This is a genomic window from Sphingobium lactosutens, assembly GCF_013393185.1.
Classification (GTDB): Bacteria; Pseudomonadota; Alphaproteobacteria; order Sphingomonadales; family Sphingomonadaceae; genus Sphingobium; species Sphingobium lactosutens_A.
In genome coordinates, this window is sequence record NZ_QJQX01000085.1 from 38,514 (window position 1) to 54,254 (window position 15,741).

Below are 15,741 nucleotides of genomic sequence, written 5' to 3' on the forward strand. Positions count from 1 at the left end.
GCCGATTCGGCTCGACATGACATTGCCTCCGCTCCGTCCTGATATGCGGTCCCGAATGCCGGGACAAGCCGCCCCGGTCGCAGGGACAGTCGTCTTCCACTCCGGGACAGTAGTCCTGTCTACAAGGACGTCTGACAACTTAAGCACGCCTGAACGAACTTTTTTTCGCCCCAGCACAGCTGTCGGAGCGGCTTTCGCTTGGCGAGTGAAATTTGAGCAACCCAATGTCCCTTGCGGCACAAGTGACGTGCCATCCTTCAATAAGGGAATTGCTGATGCGATCTGTAAAGAAATTTGCTCGAAGGGGCGAAGTCGCAGCGCTGGCGGCCGCTTCGGCGGTCGTGGGCGTTGCGGCTATAGCCGCTCCTGCCCTTGCAGGCGCTGACACCACCTTCGACACCGCCCTTACTCAGTTCACCGGCTTTCTCGAGGGCTCGGGCGGCAAGATCATCACCGTCCTGTCTCTGGCCGGCGGCATCGTTGGGTTGGCCAGCGGCCGCTTCAGCCTTGCGCAGGTCGCCATCCCCGTGGGGGTGGGAGTGGGTGCCGGTACCGGCATTCCGATCGTCACCTCGACGGTGACCGCGACGATCTGACGCATTTTTGGCAGGGCCGGGAATAGCAGCACCGGCACTGCCATCGGGGGTGGTGTTATGGCCCAGGACAAATATGTCATACCTTCTCATCTAGACGATCCTGAACTGATCGGATTGTGGACAGTAGATGAGTTCCTAGCGATGGTGGCTCCCTTCATCTGGGGGATCCTGTCTCAGCACATCATCATTGGCATAGCGTCTGGCGGCGCTGGCTGGTGGGGATTACGAAAGGCTAAGGCAGGCCGCACCGCCTCATGGCTTTTGCACTGGGCCTATTGGCATCTTCCGGCCGGGCTTACCGGCCTTAGAGCCACACCACCTTCCTACCTCCGCCTGATGGCAGGGTGATATGGACCTCTCATTCCAACATTCCCAAGCGCAGCGCATCCTGCGCCAGCGCAACATCCTGGCAGCAACCAGCATCGCTTTGAGCGGTCTCGCCCTCGTGATGGTGTTCATCAGCATGTCACGCGACCGTGAAATCATTCTGCAACCTGTACTAAGCTCTCCAGTGACGGTGAGCAGCGCCGGTGTCAGCCGGGAATATCTCGAGATGATCACGCGCGATGTCGTGGTGCTGACGCTCGATCGCAGCCCGCAGAATCTCGACTATTGGATGAATGCAGTGCTCGATATCACAGCGCCGCGCGTCCACGGCAAGATCAAGGCCGATCTCCTAAAAATCGTGGAGGAACAGCGCGGGTCCTCGATTGCGCAGTTCTTCACCATCCAGTCGATGAAGCTCGATCCCGCCGACCTTCACTCGGAGGTGAGCGGCGATCTCACTACAATCGTCGGCAGCAAGGTGGTGTCCAGGCAGCCGCGCACCTTCCGTTACGACTGGGAATATTCAGGCCTCAGCTTGAAGCTGATCGGCTTCGGCGTCGTGGAAAAAGAAGAAGCCAAGGATTGATGATGTCCTATTTTGCCTTCGGCAGCGCCGCGACGGGCGCCGCCCTGCTGCCGCGCCCATGCATCGGTCACCGGACGATCGGCGCGTCCTTGTTGCTGATCGCCGCTGCGCTGGCGACGCCGTCCGCTTGGGCGGACCAAAATATCGTCGCCGCCGATAGTGCCCAGGTCGATTGCCAGGCTTCGGCCAAGGATCTGACCCGCATCAGCCTGGTGGAAGACGAATTTGCCAGCGTCTCCAAAATCTCGACCGGCAACAGCACGGACGATTTCTCGGTGGTGAATGAGCCCGTGCGGGGCGACATTTATCTCTCCGTGCCCGACGGGTTCAAGCGGCCGATGCTCTCCTTTTTCGGCACCAGCAAGCGCGGCTATGTCTACAAATTCGCGTGCCGCATCGGGGGCGACGACGCCGTGCAGCTATTCGTCTCCAATCCCGCTATTGCGCGGGAGAAGGCGGCCGAAGCGGCACCCGGCGACGGGGCGCCCGATCCCCAGGAAGCCGCCGTGCAGTTGATGCAGGCCATGTATGCGGGCGGCGCGACGGCCGGCTATGACATGCTCCAGCGCTCGCCGCGGCCCGTCTATGTAGGCGACCTAAAGGTTCAGATGATCGCGGAATATCGCGGCGCCGATCTTACCGGCAAGGTGCTACGCATCGAGAACAAGGGCAAAGCGCCCATTGAACTTAATGAAGCGACCGTCGCGCCAGCCAGCGCGCTCGCCGTTTCGATCGCCCAGCCCAAGCTCGCTCCAGGCAAGGTCACGACCGCCTATCTCGTATCGAAAAATGGGAGGCCATGATGGCGCTTGCCAATCTCTTTTCGCGTAAAGCCACATCCACCATTCCGCCAAGCGACGGCGTGTCGCCGGTCGCGGCCGATCTTCAAGCCAATGAGGATGTGCGGCGCAAGCAAATGACCCTGCTCGCCGGAGTTGCGGGCGTCGGCCTCATCGCATCCTGCTTCTGGATCTTCAGCGACGACAAAACGGCGGACGAGGTCGAAACCAGCAGCGTCACGGATGTCGATGTCTCCACCAAGGATCTCGTGAACCGCAACCTCTCCCAGCAGGAGTGGATGGCGATGTCGGAGAACCAGTTTCAAGCCCAGGAAAATCAGCTCAAAGCCGTTGGCAGCCAGCAAGAACGCATGGATGCGCTGACGGCGCAGGTGGAGGCACTGAAAGGACAGAACCAGGCCATGCAGGCCGACGGGCAGCGGGTGCTCTCTGCCTATCAGGCTGAGAATGACCAACTGCGCCGTCAAGTTTCGCAAGCCCGGCCTGCGCCAGCAGCAGGGCCGACGGCCCTTTACGGGCCGGGCGGCACGCAAGCCTATCAGCGGCCGGAAGCGCCCGAAGGCAAGGGCACGCCTCTAGCGATCACCCGCGCCAATGAAGTGAAGATGGTTAGCTTCGCCGGTGGCGAGGGCGGGACGGCTTCCAAGGTCGAGCGGGGCAACACCGTCTATACTGACAGCTCCAACTATCTTCCGCCCAACAGCTTTGCGCGGGCGCGCGTGATCGTTGGCGTTGATGCCAGCGCCGGGGTCAACAGCCAAACCGATCCGCTGCCCGTAGTCCTGCGCGTCACGGGCCCCGCGCGCTCGGTTTTCGCCAACGGCAAGCTGCTCACGACCAAGATCGAGGGCTGCCTCGTCAATGGCGCGGCGCGCGGCGATCTCTCTAGCGAGAAGGTTTATGTGAAGCTCCAGAAGATGACCTGCCCGCAGCCCGGCGGTCGCTATGCTGTGTCAGAGGTAAAGGGTTTCATCGCCTTTGCGGGCAAAACCGGCGTGCGCGGTCGCGTGGTGTCGCGCGAAGGGTCGCTGGTCACCCAGGCATTCCTCGCCGGCATGATGGGCGGCTTTGGCCGGGGCTTCTCCGCCAACAGCAACAGCATCTTCCAGGGCACCAACATCTCAACCGACGGCAAACGGCCTAAGCTTTCCACCGGCGATATTCTCGAAGGCGGCATTGGCGAGGGCGTCGCCCAGACCGGCGACATGGTGTCCAAATATCTGATCGAACGGGCCGAACAATATCAGCCGGTGATCGAGATGCCGACCGGCATCGATGTCGAGATTGTCTTCCTGGAGGGTGTCTATGTCCGCAACTAAGCTTATTTGCCGGATGGGCGGGCTTGTCCGTCCCTCGCGCGTGGTCATCGCCGCGTCCGCCTGCGTTGGCCTTGCCAGCCTCGCCCTTGCCGCTGACGTTAGCAACGAGAGCAGCGCGGTCCGTGGCTTGCTGAAGACCCGGCTCCCCAAGACAGCGGTGAGCGGCGTCGATTGCACCAAGATCCGGGGCCTGTGCGAAGTGACCGCCGGCTCCAACCTCTTCTATGTGGATGGCTCGGCGCGCTATCTCATCATCGGCCGCGTCTATGACATGGAAACGCGGCAGGACATCACCGCGGCGCGCCTGCTCGAAATGAACCCGGACATGCTGGTGGGCGCTGCTGCGTCCGCCAATGCAGCGGCGACCAGCGGCGAAGTGCAGAAGGCAGCAGCGGGCGCTGCGCGCGCCGACAATGTTGTGCCCGACTCCCCGCGCTTCCTGCCGCTCGCCGAACTGCCCAAGGAGGGCGCGATCGTCTGGGGCCATAGCGCCGCCCCTTCGGTCACCGTCTTCTCCGATTTTCGCTGCAGCTATTGCCGTGCGCTCTCTACCGTGCTGCGCGCGATGAACGTTCGCGTGATCGAGCGCCCCATCTCCTCGCTTGGCAGCCGCGATCTCTCCGACCGCGTCTATTGCGCGAAGAACAGGGAAGAAGCGCTGCACGCGGCCTATGCCGGCGAGCCGATCAAGGCCGGTCCCGTCTGCGACACCAGCGGGCTCGACGCCAATGAAGCCTTCGCGCGCAAACATGGCCTTAACGGCACGCCCGTGATCGTGCGCAGCGATGGCGCCGTGCTCGAGGGCTATCGGCCGAGGCCCTTCCTCGAGAAATGGCTGAAGGAAGGCCGGTCATGATGAGCCCCAATAAGCCACGCCCCTTTAGCTGGCCGCAGGCCCTCGTCGGTCTCTTCGCCATCACCACCCTGTCCGGCTGCGTTGGCCTTAGCGGCAACATCAAGGGCAACTTTGCCTGCCAGGCCCCCGATGGCATCTGTGCGCCGAGCGCCGTAATCGACGATCGCGCCCTTCGCCTTATCAGCGAGGATCCCTCGGCCACGCCGGCACCCGCCGGGACGTACCGGCCAGAGGGTAAACCTCCAACCGCAAAAAGCACATCGGCGGCGCGGGTCGCTGTTGTTCAGCCGGTGCGCGGCCCGGTCAGCACGACGCCCGGCCGCTCGAATGAGCGGGTGCTGCGGATCGTCTTTCCTGCCCATATTGATGCGCGCGGGCGGCTGCACGAGGCGAGCGCTGTTCATGCCGTCGTTTCTCAAGGCGAATGGCTGACATCGACCGACGATAACGCAGCGCCGACCCGCACTGCGATGTCCGCCGCACCGGACATGCCGAGCCTCGCTGAAGCAGTTGCCAGCAAGGAGGCGGCGCCTCTGGAGGTTGATCCAAACTTGCCCGACCCCGCCGTTGTGGCGGCAGCGCGGGCGCGCAAGGCCGATCCGGTCGCGGCCATCAAGGCGGAGGTCGCAGGGCGGCTGAGGCCTTCGCCGCGGTCTGCGACCGATGATGTCGCGCCATCTACGGGCGGGCAGTCCACAATATCTGCAGCCGAGCAGCCGACAACCGCCGCTGTTCGGACGACCGTGCAGGCAGCCTCCTTCCCCGCAGCGGTTGGGGAGGACAACTGATGCCAGGACTATTTCAGCGCCTGATGGCCAATATGCTCGGCGATAGCGATAAGCCAGATGCGGATCGGCCAGACATTGCCGTACCGATGCTCGCCCATTGGCTCCCCTATCGCAGCTATGATTCCAAGACCGGCATTTTCTACAACAGCGCCTCGCGCGGCTTTGTGCTGGAGGTTGCGCCGATGGTGGGGGCGGACGAACGCACCGGCGAGATCCTATCGCAGTTCATCTCCGAAGCCATTCCTACGCCTGGCTGCCTCCAGTTCCACCAATGGATGTCGCCGCGTGTGGGGGAACATCTCTCCAGATGGAATGTCCCCCGCTATCTTGCCCGCGGCGTTTATGAGCGGATGGCCAAGCACCGGGTCGAATTTTTGACCGAGGGCGTCTGGTCCTCGCTGTCGGCCGACGCGCCCTTTTATCTGCGTGATCATCGCGTGGCGATTTCGTATTCCACGCCGGAATCCTCGGGCGTGTCCAATGAGGAGATTATAGCCGTGATGGAGGGGATGATCTCCGCCCTCGCCTCGATCAACGTCACCGCCCGCAAAATGGACCCGGTGAAGCTCATCGCCTGGATCGACGATCTCACCTCGCCCACCACCGCGCCTGGCGACGATGCCGTGAGCTACAGCCCCTATGACAGCATTGCCGACCAATCCATCCGCCGCGACATCGAGATGCGGATCGAGGCGGACAAAATCCTGCTGCGTACCGAGCGCTTCCGCCCGACCGGCAAGGAGGTCGACGGCACGCCCGAGATCGGCGAAATCTACCCCGACACCTTCGACGTTCGCTCCTTTTCTGTACGCAACCTCCCCCAGCGCTGGGCGCCCTGGGACATGACCCGCCTCATCGGCGACATGTTCACCGACAAGCTGCGCATGCCCTGCCCCGTCACCACCAATCTCTGCATCGATTTTCCCGATGTGGAGGCCGCATCGAGCAAGGCGGGCTTGAAATATATGCGCACCACCAGCCTTGCAGACAGCAAATCGGCAAAATTCCTGCCCCAGCTCAAGGAGCAGAGCCAGGAATGGGCGCGGGTAAATGATGAGCTCAAGCAAGGCAGCAAGCTTGTCAAACTCTTCTATTGCGTCACCGCCTTTTCGCCCCAGGGCAAGGGCGATGCCAATGAACGGGTCCTAAAATCGCTCTACCGCGCCTGTGGCTGGGATCTGCTCGACGATCGCTATCTCCAGATCATGGGCCTGCTCTGCGCCATGCCGATGACGATGGCGAACGGGCTGTCCAAGGATCTCATGCGCATGAAGCGGATGCGGACTCACCTCACCAGCACCGCAGCTAACCTGGCGCCGATCCAGGGCGAATATCTGGGCGGCCCTGTGCCCCACATGTTGCTGATCGGCAGGCGCGGGCAGCCATTCTTCTGGTCCCCCTTCGAAAATGCCGCGGGCAATCATAATGTCGCAGTGTTCGGCAAATCCGGCTCGGGCAAATCGGTTGCGCTTCAGGAACTCTGCGCATCACTCTGCGGCGCGGGCGCGCGCGTGGTCGTGATCGACGATGGCCGGTCCTTTGAGCATAGCGCCAAGCTCCAGGGCGGCGCCTTTGTCGAGTTCACCATGTCGTCGGGCTTTTGCCTTAATCCTTTCAGCATGATCGATGCCGAGCTCGCCGCGCGCGACGAGGACTATCTGCTCGACTGCATGGCGATGCTGAAGGCGATCATGAACCAGATGGCCCGGCATATCGACACCCTCAATGACACCGAACGCGGGCTGATCGATGGCGCCGTCAATGAAGTCTGGGAAGCCCGAGGCCGGGACGGGTCCATCGACGCGGTGATTGGGGCGCTCGAGCAGACCGGCAATGCGCTCGCCACCAATCTCGCCCTCGCCATGCGGCCCTTCTCATCGAAGGGCACATATGGGAAATTTTTCGAGGGCGAGGCATCGTTTGAACTGTCAGCGCAGCTGACCGTATTCGAGCTTTCGGATCTTTCCACCCGCGAGGAACTGCGCAGCGTCGTCCTGACCGCCATCATGTTCATGGCGCAGCAGATGATGCGCAAGGTCGATCGCGCCGTCCCCAAAGCCCTGTTGTTGGACGAAGCTTGGCAATTGTTGCGTGGTGGCGAGATGGCCGACTTTATCGAAACCTATGCACGCACCTGCCGGAAATATGGCGCGTCTCTGGTAACAGCAACCCAGTCGCTCAACGACTATTATAAGTCGGCAGGTTCCATTGCTGCGCTGGAAAATAGCGACTGGTTCGTGATCCTCCAGCAGAAGCCGGAAACCATTGCCGACTTCAAGAAGCATGATCGCTTCGAGATGGACGATTATACCGACGCCTTGCTGCGATCGTTGAAGCGCAACGGCTTTGAATATTCCGACATCATGATCAAGGGACCCGACACTTTGGCGGTTGGCCGCCTCGTGCTCGACCCCTATTCGGCCACCCTCTTCTCCTCCAGCCCGAAGACCTTCGCCGCGATCGAGAGAATGATGCAGGATGGGCTCACCATGGAGGAGGCGATCGAACGCATCGCCTATCCCAATAGCCCCGACAAATGGACCGGCGGCAGCGCGGCGCCGCTGGCCCTAGCGGCGGAGTGACGGCCATGGCGATCCCTTTCGAACAGCCACGGTCCTTCGATTGGCGGCACACCGCTTATTGTCTGCTGCACCTCACGGGCACGATCACATCCACGCTGCTGATGAGCTGGGGCCTTCTTGTCCTTTTGTTCCTGATGCTGGGCGACTTCAGCTTCGATGGGCTGATGCACCAGCTGCATAATCTGACCTCGCGCTACATGGCCGCCGATCGCGGGCGCGCGACTGCCTTCTTCGCGCTGCTGGGCGGTGTCCAACTGTGCCTGCTTGCCTGCCTCCTTCTTCTCCGCCGCCATTCGATCATGCCGCGCCGCGCAGCGTGCAGGAGCCATATCCATGTCTGAACAAGACCAACTCCACCTGCCTCACATCCCCATCGCTACTGCCTCTCCCGCGGCGCAGCTACAGCGACGCCGACAGACAGGGTTTGCCGGTCTCAGCCGATCCCAGATCGCTGCTGGCGCGCTCGTCCTGGGCACCGCCATCTGGGTAATGTGGGTGACCAAGACGCTGGTCACGCCCAAACAGGACCATATCGTCTCCGCCCGGCTCTCCGCGATCGTGGGCGATTATGTGCAGGCGCAAGCCCGTTCCGCCACGCCGGCTCCCCAGGTCGAGGGGGAGATGCGCCGTTTCATGGCGGCGCTCGATAAGGAGGTGCAGCGACGCTCCGACAAAGGCGAGATCATCATGGTCGGAGAAGCTGTGCTGACCAAAAATGTGCCAGACATCACCGACAGCATCGAAAAGGCCGTCTATGCCTCGGGGATCGCCTATCCGCGCCAGGCGTCGGCTCAAGACATGCAGGCGCTGGCCCGGCAGACAGCTGCCCTATCCTCCCCCACCGCCGCCCCGGCGCCGGCAGTTCCAGCTGCCCCGATCGCGATGACGTCGGAGGATGCCAGCGCCTCGGCCTTAGCCCCTCTCCATGCCAGCTCTGCGCCAGTCCCGGCTTTTGGAGGCTATGATGGCGCAAGCGACCAGTGAAGCGCTGCCCTCAAGCTGGCAGCCGCGTTGGCGCCTCTGGGGCGCGTTAGGGCTCAGCCTGGTGACACTCGGCAGCTATCGGGCGATCAGCGAATGGCGTGACGCCCATGCGTTGTTGATCAACCGCACGGACTCTCTGCCGAACTGGGCTTTCGTCATCCACAGAGCCACGGCCCCGCTGCGCGGCGATTACGTCTTCTTCACCCCGCCGAAAACGGCGCTGGTCCGCCGGCATTTTGGCGCCAAGGCGCAGCCCTTCGGTAAGCTGGTCTATGGCATGCCCGGCGACATTGTCAGCCATGACGGCGCCACCGTCGCCATCAATGGCAAGCCAGTCGCCCACATGAAACCAAAGACGCGCTGGGGTGAAATGCTGACGCCCGGCACCACCGGGCCGATACCGCAAGGCTGCTACTATGTCGGGACAGCACACAAAGACGGGTTCGATAGCCGTTATGCGGATATCGGCTTTGTCTGTGCGCGGCAGATCATCGGCACGGGCTCTCCGATCTTATGAGGGCGACGCTGGCAGGTATAGCTGGGGCGGCTGCACTCCTTAGCGCGCTGTTCACCGTTGGCCCGATGCGGGGACAGGCCAAGGATTTTGGCCAAGCCGGAGAAAGTTTTCCCATCATCGAACCCGATCTGCTCGCGACGATCGAAGCTCGGCTGAAGCGGGCGGAAGCCACCGGCGAGCTGGCGCGGATGAATGCGCAGTTCGCCAAGCGAGCAGAGGCCAAGGTGCGTCGGCCCCATCCGGTCAATGGCATCACACAGACTGAGCAGCCACGGTCATGGGACTTTGACCCGACCGTCACGCTGGAGCAGGATATTCGCGACCTGAAGGGCCAGCTCATCGCGGCCGCCGGGCAGCGCATCAATCCGCTCGATTTCGTGAGCCTCGCCCAGCAGCTGGTGTTCATCGACGGCGACGATGAAGCACAGATGGCATGGGCAACAGCGCGCTATAGCGACGCCCAAGCCAAGCTCATCCTTGTTGCCGGGTCACCCATTGACGAGATGACCCGCCGCCAGCGCCGCTTCTATTTCGATCAGGAAGGGCGCCTCACGACTAGGTTCGGCATCGAGCATGTCCCGGCAGTGGTGAAGCCTGCGGGCAAGGTCATGCGCGTAAGTGAGATTGCGCTTCCCAAAGAGAAGACGAGCTAATGCCGCTTTGGCTAGACCTGCTGCGCACACCGATGGCAGCGCCAGAGACGCGCCGCCTTCGGCGCATGCGCTTGGGCTGGCAGCTCCTGTGCCTCTTCACCGCTGTATCCGTCAGCCTGATCGTACCGCTGCGTGCGTTGTTGGGCCAAGCTGCCCCGTGCATCGCCGCAGCGCTGATCGCACTGACGCTGATCCAGAGCGTGATCTACTGGGTCGCCAAGCAGCGCGCGGACAGTGCGATCCTCGATCTGCGGGAGCCGGTGCAATGACCCGGCTCCTCCGCCCCGTCCTGCTGATCGTCTGGGCCGCCTTGCTCGGATCCATTCTGTCGCCAGCGGCGCAGGCAGCGCCCACCTGCAACGGCAAGTTCGTCAATCCGATCACGGACGTCTGCTGGTCCTGCCTATTCCCCTTGTCCGTCGGGGGCCTCAAAATCTGGCCTGGCAATCGGCCCGACGCGTCAAACCCCTCCTCGCCGATCTGCGCCTGCAGCGATCCGATCCCGCGCGTGGGTATCTCGGTCGGCTTCTGGGAACCGGCGCGTCTTGCCGATGTCACCATGAAGCCCTGGTGCTTCCCCAATCTGGGCGGTGTGCGCATCGCGCCGGGCTTCGATATCGGTCAGGGCTATATGGCTGGTCCCTCCATGGTCGGGGGACGATCGCAGAGCACCGCCAAATGGCACGTCCATTGGTATGTTTATCCGCTACTCTATTGGATGGAGCTGCTGACCGATTTCGTCTGCTTCGAGCAGGCAAGCTTCGACATCGCCTATATGACCGAGGTCGATCCGCTCTGGCAGGATGACGCGCTCTCCGGCCTCATCAATCCCGAAGCCATCGTCTTTGCCAATCCCGTCGCGCAAGCTGCCTGCGCGGCCGACTGTGTGACCGCAACCGCCGCGATGCCAATCGACACGCTGTTCTGGTGCGCGGGCTGCCAGGGAGCCATGTACCCTATGAACGGGAACATTCCGTCCTCGATCGGCCACGTCCAATCCTCGCGCCTCGCGCTTTCGCGCTTTGCCTACAAGATGCATCGGCAGGCGCTCGCCTGGGGAACCATGGGCTCCAAGGGCCTGTGCAGCAAATATGTGATGCCGATCATGCGCAAGCAGCAATATCGCTTCCAGATGGTGAACCCGATCCCGACCGTGTCGGGCCGCTACGCCTGCTCCTCGATCGGCGCATCCACCATGCCGCCCGGCGCCGGGCGTGCCTACCCCGCCGGAGGCGAGGATATGGGCTATCTCGTGTGGAGAAAGAGAAATTGCTGTGTCTTCTGATCGCGCTGTCACTAATCGGCGGGAGAAGCGCGCGATGAGCTCCTCCTGGGTGCGGGTCGGCATCGGAGTGCTGCTTGGCGTCGGCGGAATCTCTGCCTTGCTTGGCCAGACGGTCGAGGGCATCGACATTCAGGCGATCAAGCGGCGGGCTGCTGGGCTTGAAGACGACGCGGCCGCGTTCGTCGATCACGTCAAGGATCGCGGCGACGCGTTCCGCGCGGATGCCTTGGCGGTACAGGAGGGCGGCACTGAAAATATGCGTCGCATCGCAGCCAGCGATCTTCCCAAGGGACCTGATGGCGCGATAGATTTTGACGACATCGTTAACGGCGCCGCCACCAATCTCAACGGCAAAGCGGGTGAGGCCCCGCAGTTCATTGCCTTTGCCAGCCTTTCCATGCCGCCGGCGTCATTGAAGCAGATGGTCCACGACACGGCCAAGGCGGGCGGCATTGTCGTGTTCCGCGGTTTTCCCGACAACAGCATGAAGCGCTTCGCCGCCGCGCTCGCCAAGGCCGTCGATGAAAGCGACTTCGCCAATATCGGCGTTGATCCCCGGCTGTTCCGCGCCTTTGATGTGCGGGCTGTGCCGACCTATGTCGCAGTATCATCGGATTTTGACCCCTGCTCGGGTTTCCACTGCACAACGCCGCTGCCGCCCTATGACAGTATGACCGGCAATGTGACCGTGCGCTATGCTTTGGGAAGCTTCGTCGATGGCAATGGGCCAGGCGCCCGGGTCGCGGCGGTGGCGCTTTCGAACATGAAGCGAGGGCGGCCATGAAGCGGCTTGCCTCGCTCATCGCCCTGGTGCTGCTCGGCGTTGCCGTGCCCACGCGCGCGCAGATGACCACCAATCAAGCGCGCGAAGAGGGCAAGTCCCTCGGCAACGCGATGCGGAGCGATGAGGCCCGGGTTCCTAAGAATGACGCCCAAGCCATGATCGTGCCGGGCTACCAGGGGACTGACCTGCTCGAGGCAGATTATTTCAGCAATCCCGACAGGCTCGCCAATGACGCCCATGCTCTCAAAGGGGCGAGCGAAGCCTATCAGATTGCGACCGACGCCAACAAAAGCCGCCCCACCTTTCCAGGTGACGAGCTCCAGGCCGTCACGGCCAATGCGTCGGCGATCGAGAATGATCCCTCCACCCAGCTGGGCGGCGAGAGCATCAGCGGCGGCAGTGGCGAGTGCAAGCCCCTGCCGGCGGAAGAAAGCCAGATCTATTATGACGCCACCTGCGACACGGGGGTTGTCGTCAATTCGGTGCCATCGGAAACCGTCTATAGCTGCCCCCCTGGTTGGACGCTTGGCGGCGCCACCTGCTCCACGGTCGAAACCGTTCCGGCCAGCGTCCGCTATAGCTGCGAGGCAGGCTGGACCTTGAGCGGCGCACAATGTGCGCAGACGCAGCCGGCCAATGTGAGCGCCTATAGCTGCCCGGCAGGATGGACGCTCAATGGCAGCAGGTGCAGCCGAACCCTCAGCGAGAATGCCAATCAAACGGGGTACAGCTGTCCCAACGGCTACAGCCTGGCCGGATCAGTCTGTCAGAGGACCGTCACCACCGGCGCAACGCCGAGCTACTCCTGTCCGAGCGGCTATTCGCTATCGGGCACGAGTTGTTCGCGCAATTTCAGCTATGCCGCCACCGCGACACATAGCTGTGAGCCAGGCTGGACCCTAAATGGCACCACCTGTTCGCGCCAGCTGACGCAGCCCGCCACGCAAAGCTATTCTTGCCCCACCGGCTACAGCTTGGAAAACGGAACCTGCTCCCAAAGCGCCAATTATCAGGCGACCGCCACCTATAGCTGCCCCAGCGGCGGAACGGTCCAGGGTAGCCAGTGCGTCACCACCAACACGACTTCGGCCACGCCCACCTATGCCTGTCCTTATTATTACTACAACCCAGGCACCATGTTCGGGGGCGGCGGTCCCTATTGCGTGCTGCGCAAGGCGGAATTCGCTGGCAAGAAATGCGCGCCCACCGGCACTAATCCCGGGAGTATCGAATTCCTGCGCGAGCAAAAAGCGTCGGGCGATACATTTTGTCTTTATAAGCCACTCACGACCTATACCTGTCCGAGCGCCGCGTGGAACTTCGATCCCGCCTATAATCAGTGCGTATCGAACGTCGTGCAGAACGGCGTTGTCACCTATACCTGCCCGCAAGGCGGCAGCCTGCAGGGCACCGCCTGTTACCACAACGATGTGACCGGAGCCTCGGTCACCTATGTCTGCCCTGCCGATTACGCCTTGTCAGGCCAGACATGTGTCAAATCCGAATATAAACAGGCTAACGTCCAATATAGCTGTCCGACCGGCGGGAACCTCTCGGGCGTAACCTGCAATGTGAACGAGCAGATCGCGGCATCCGTGAGCTATGCTTGTCCCTCCGGCTACAGCCTCACTGGCACAACATGTTCGCGAACCGACACATTGCCGGGCACGCCGGTCTATGCTTGTTCGACCGGCTATTCGCTCAGCGGCACGACCTGCACCAGAACGGAAGACCAGGCAGCGACGCCCATCTATGCCTGCCCGACCGGCTTTGTCCTTTCGGGCTCACAATGCACGGCGACCGTCGCTGCGCCGCCCATCTATTATTGTCCCGCCGATTTCACCCTTTCTGGCCAGACATGCTCGCGAACCCACAGCCAGCCCGCCGCGTCACACCAGCAATGCCCTAAGGGCGCGAACAGCAACCCAGACGGCAGCTGCTCTACGCAGGATCCGCAAAATGACTGCGGCGCCCTTCAAGGCAACCCGCAGTGCAGCTGGAAATATGATAATTGTCTCGACGAGACCCCGTCCGCCGATGGGTGCAAGATGATGGAGAAGGTCTATCGCTGCCCGGTACCGGGCGCAATGGTGCAGCAGCCCCCAAAATATGTGTGCGGCGATGATGTCTATTGCATCAACGGAGACTGCGAAGCGATCAGCCGAGAGGCATCGACCGAGTTCGAGGATGCGCTGACGGCGCTGCACGCGATCGACACGGCGGGCAAGGATTTCGACCCCGATGACATGCATGTGTTTCCCGGGACCCGGGACACCTGCCACAAGCCGATATTCGGCGTCGTCAATTGCTGCGCGGGCAAGGTCTCGGGGCTGCTGCCGCTCGGCATCGGCGGCGCGGCTCTCGCTGGTGCGATCAGCGGCAATGTCGCGGCTCTCGCCGGCGTCGCCACCCAGTTCCTCACGACCTTCCTCTGCTCGACCGATGAGAAGATGCTCGATGTGAAGGATCGCATGGGCTTTTGCACCTTCGTGGGCAGCTATTGCTCGAGCAGCGTGCTCGGCGTCTGCAAGACCAAACGGAAGACCTATTGCTGTTTTGAGAGCAAGCTCTCGCGCATTCTTCAGGAACAGGGTCGACCGCAGATCAACAAACCGTTCGGCAAACCTAAGTCCGAACAGTGCGAAGGCTTCACGGTCGAAGAATTCTCGCGCCTTGATCTCTCGGTGATGGACTTCACCGACGTCTACTCCGACTTCATGAACGCCGCGCGGATGCCTGACGAAATCGAGACGATGAACGACATTCAACAGAAAATACAGGACTATTATGAACTGCATAGTCAGTGACTTTTGGACATCTGGTCGGGGAAAATCACGCATGAATACCCCGGCAACGCTCTTGATGCTGCTGCTGGCCCTCTCCCCTGTCGCAGCGCCGGTGCGCGCACAGGACGCGGGTGCTCATGCCGACACCCAGCGGCCGGACAATGATTTCTACTGCGGTGAACGCCGGCTCGGCCAGTGGTTCTATTGCAGCAAACCCAAGGCTCCGGAGAAACAGTCACCGGCAGCGCCACAGGCGAGTGCGGCCGATCGCATGGCAGCGATCACCAGGGAACTGAATGAGCTCAAGGCCAAGGCGATCCTCGACCCGACCGAGGACAATGTGATCGCCTATGTCCGCTTTCAGCGTGAGCAGCTGGACCGAGCCTCAACCTTCTCGGACACCTGGCAGCGCGCGCTCTGGCAGAATCCGGACCTCGACTATACCTTGCAACGCCCCGTCAACACGGTGGGCAAGCGGGCTTGGCTCGACAACCGTAAGGCCGATCGCAATGCGGTGCTGACCAATCTTGGCCAGCGGTACGGGCTTTTCTATTTCTACGCGCAGAGCTGCGGCGCCTGCGACATATTCGCGCCGATCCTGCGTTCGGTCGCGGACAGCCACCGCATGGCGGTGATGGCTGTATCCATGGACGGCGGACCCAGCCGTGATTTCCCCAACTATGTCGTTGATACCGGGCAGCGGTCCCGCATGGGCGTGCCGGGCAATGAGACGCCAGCGCTTGTATTGTTCGACACCGCGACCAAGCGCGCCATCCCGGTGGGCTTTGGCATCCTCTCGGGCGACGAGATCATGGACCGGATCTTCATGCTGACCAACACCAAGGTGGGGAGCGACTTCTGATGGCAGAGGGCACCAA

16 protein-coding genes and 1 pseudogene are annotated in these 15,741 nt (G+C 62.1%); all 17 read left to right on the forward strand.

Annotation, left to right across the window (positions count from 1 at the left end; translation table 11 throughout):
• Window positions 1-275 precede the first annotated feature (275 nt).
• The 17 genes and pseudogenes from DM806_RS26220 to DM806_RS26300 all read left to right on the forward strand — a co-directional run bounded on the left by DM806_RS26220 (window position 276) and on the right by DM806_RS26300 (window position 15,725).
• Window positions 276-596 carry a hypothetical protein gene (locus DM806_RS26220; RefSeq protein WP_179046086.1) on the forward strand — a complete coding sequence of 107 codons (321 nt, stop codon included), beginning with the start codon at window positions 276-278 and terminating at the stop codon, window positions 594-596.
• 57 nt (window positions 597-653) lie between these two features.
• Window positions 654-944, forward strand: coding sequence for a type IV conjugative transfer system protein TraL (gene traL / locus DM806_RS26225; protein ID WP_179046087.1), 291 nt, complete (start codon window positions 654-656; stop codon window positions 942-944).
• Between the two features lies 1 nt (window position 945).
• The gene (locus tag DM806_RS26230) at window positions 946-1,509 is read left to right on the forward strand and encodes a type IV conjugative transfer system protein TraE (RefSeq protein ID WP_179046088.1); all 564 of its coding nucleotides are present in this window, start codon (window positions 946-948) and stop codon (window positions 1,507-1,509) included.
• Window positions 1,509-2,312: a type-F conjugative transfer system secretin TraK gene (locus DM806_RS26235; protein ID WP_179046089.1), complete on the forward strand. Its 804-nt coding sequence runs from the start codon at window positions 1,509-1,511 to the stop codon at window positions 2,310-2,312. Before DM806_RS26230 ends, DM806_RS26235 begins: the two co-directional genes overlap by 1 nt.
• Window positions 2,312-3,628: a TraB/VirB10 family protein gene (locus tag DM806_RS26240; protein WP_179046090.1), complete on the forward strand. Its 1,317-nt coding sequence runs from the start codon at window positions 2,312-2,314 to the stop codon at window positions 3,626-3,628. The genes DM806_RS26235 and DM806_RS26240 overlap by 1 nt, the downstream gene beginning before the upstream one ends.
• A complete protein-coding gene (locus DM806_RS26245; RefSeq protein WP_179046091.1) occupies window positions 3,615-4,484 on the forward strand; it encodes a DsbC family protein in 870 nt (289 codons plus the stop codon). Before DM806_RS26240 ends, DM806_RS26245 begins: the two co-directional genes overlap by 14 nt.
• Complete coding sequence (locus DM806_RS26250) at window positions 4,481-5,272, forward strand: TraV family lipoprotein (protein ID WP_256869522.1); 792 nt, start codon at window positions 4,481-4,483, stop codon at window positions 5,270-5,272. Before DM806_RS26245 ends, DM806_RS26250 begins: the two co-directional genes overlap by 4 nt.
• The gene (gene traC, locus DM806_RS26255) at window positions 5,272-7,854 is read left to right on the forward strand and encodes a type IV secretion system protein TraC (protein WP_179046092.1); all 2,583 of its coding nucleotides are present in this window, start codon (window positions 5,272-5,274) and stop codon (window positions 7,852-7,854) included. The genes DM806_RS26250 and traC overlap by 1 nt, the downstream gene beginning before the upstream one ends.
• 5 nt (window positions 7,855-7,859) lie before the next feature.
• On the forward strand, window positions 7,860-8,195 hold the full coding sequence (locus DM806_RS26260) for a hypothetical protein (protein ID WP_179046093.1): 336 nt from the start codon (window positions 7,860-7,862) through the stop codon (window positions 8,193-8,195).
• Window positions 8,188-8,838: a TrbI F-type domain-containing protein gene (locus DM806_RS26265; RefSeq protein ID WP_179046094.1), complete on the forward strand. Its 651-nt coding sequence runs from the start codon at window positions 8,188-8,190 to the stop codon at window positions 8,836-8,838. The genes DM806_RS26260 and DM806_RS26265 overlap by 8 nt, the downstream gene beginning before the upstream one ends.
• A complete protein-coding gene (locus DM806_RS26270) occupies window positions 8,819-9,355 on the forward strand; it encodes a S26 family signal peptidase (RefSeq protein ID WP_179046095.1) in 537 nt (178 codons plus the stop codon). Before DM806_RS26265 ends, DM806_RS26270 begins: the two co-directional genes overlap by 20 nt.
• On the forward strand, window positions 9,352-10,008 hold the full coding sequence (gene traW, locus DM806_RS26275; protein WP_179046096.1) for a type-F conjugative transfer system protein TraW: 657 nt from the start codon (window positions 9,352-9,354) through the stop codon (window positions 10,006-10,008). The genes DM806_RS26270 and traW overlap by 4 nt, the downstream gene beginning before the upstream one ends.
• Entirely contained in the window at window positions 10,008-10,277 is a 270-nt protein-coding gene (locus tag DM806_RS26280) for a hypothetical protein (RefSeq protein WP_179046097.1), read from the forward strand. The genes traW and DM806_RS26280 overlap by 1 nt, the downstream gene beginning before the upstream one ends.
• Window positions 10,274-11,293: a conjugal transfer pilus assembly protein TraU gene (gene traU / locus DM806_RS26285; RefSeq protein WP_179046098.1), complete on the forward strand. Its 1,020-nt coding sequence runs from the start codon at window positions 10,274-10,276 to the stop codon at window positions 11,291-11,293. The genes DM806_RS26280 and traU overlap by 4 nt, the downstream gene beginning before the upstream one ends.
• A 34-nt stretch (window positions 11,294-11,327) precedes the next feature.
• The gene (gene trbC, locus DM806_RS26290) at window positions 11,328-12,077 is read left to right on the forward strand and encodes a type-F conjugative transfer system pilin assembly protein TrbC (RefSeq protein ID WP_179046099.1); all 750 of its coding nucleotides are present in this window, start codon (window positions 11,328-11,330) and stop codon (window positions 12,075-12,077) included.
• A 1,937-nt stretch (window positions 12,078-14,014) separates the two neighbouring features.
• A pseudogene (locus DM806_RS27915) lies at window positions 14,015-14,884 on the forward strand (conjugal transfer protein TraN); the annotation flags it as partial.
• 55 nt (window positions 14,885-14,939) lie between these two features.
• Complete coding sequence (locus DM806_RS26300) at window positions 14,940-15,725, forward strand: conjugal transfer protein TraF (protein ID WP_372859816.1); 786 nt, start codon at window positions 14,940-14,942, stop codon at window positions 15,723-15,725.
• Window positions 15,726-15,741: the final 16 nt, after the last annotated feature.

Excerpts from the sequence above, each read along its gene's own strand:
- DM806_RS26220 (WP_179046086.1), top strand. The coding sequence starts at position 276 with ATGCGATCTGTAAAGAAATTTGCTCGAAGGGGCGAAGTCGCAGCGCTG.
- traL (WP_179046087.1), top strand. The coding sequence starts at position 654 with ATGGCCCAGGACAAATATGTCATACCTTCTCATCTAGACGATCCTGAA.
- DM806_RS26230 (WP_179046088.1), top strand. The coding sequence starts at position 946 with ATGGACCTCTCATTCCAACATTCCCAAGCGCAGCGCATCCTGCGCCAG.
- DM806_RS26235 (WP_179046089.1), top strand. The coding sequence starts at position 1,509 with ATGATGTCCTATTTTGCCTTCGGCAGCGCCGCGACGGGCGCCGCCCTG.
- DM806_RS26240 (WP_179046090.1), top strand. The coding sequence starts at position 2,312 with ATGGCGCTTGCCAATCTCTTTTCGCGTAAAGCCACATCCACCATTCCG.
- DM806_RS26245 (WP_179046091.1), top strand. The coding sequence starts at position 3,615 with ATGTCCGCAACTAAGCTTATTTGCCGGATGGGCGGGCTTGTCCGTCCC.
- DM806_RS26250 (WP_256869522.1), top strand. The coding sequence starts at position 4,481 with ATGATGAGCCCCAATAAGCCACGCCCCTTTAGCTGGCCGCAGGCCCTC.
- traC (WP_179046092.1), top strand. The coding sequence starts at position 5,272 with ATGCCAGGACTATTTCAGCGCCTGATGGCCAATATGCTCGGCGATAGC.
- DM806_RS26260 (WP_179046093.1), top strand. The coding sequence starts at position 7,860 with ATGGCGATCCCTTTCGAACAGCCACGGTCCTTCGATTGGCGGCACACC.
- DM806_RS26265 (WP_179046094.1), top strand. The coding sequence starts at position 8,188 with ATGTCTGAACAAGACCAACTCCACCTGCCTCACATCCCCATCGCTACT.
- DM806_RS26270 (WP_179046095.1), top strand. The coding sequence starts at position 8,819 with ATGGCGCAAGCGACCAGTGAAGCGCTGCCCTCAAGCTGGCAGCCGCGT.
- traW (WP_179046096.1), top strand. The coding sequence starts at position 9,352 with ATGAGGGCGACGCTGGCAGGTATAGCTGGGGCGGCTGCACTCCTTAGC.
- DM806_RS26280 (WP_179046097.1), top strand. The coding sequence starts at position 10,008 with ATGCCGCTTTGGCTAGACCTGCTGCGCACACCGATGGCAGCGCCAGAG.
- traU (WP_179046098.1), top strand. The coding sequence starts at position 10,274 with ATGACCCGGCTCCTCCGCCCCGTCCTGCTGATCGTCTGGGCCGCCTTG.
- trbC (WP_179046099.1), top strand. The coding sequence starts at position 11,328 with ATGAGCTCCTCCTGGGTGCGGGTCGGCATCGGAGTGCTGCTTGGCGTC.
- DM806_RS26300 (WP_372859816.1), top strand. The coding sequence starts at position 14,940 with ATGCTGCTGCTGGCCCTCTCCCCTGTCGCAGCGCCGGTGCGCGCACAG.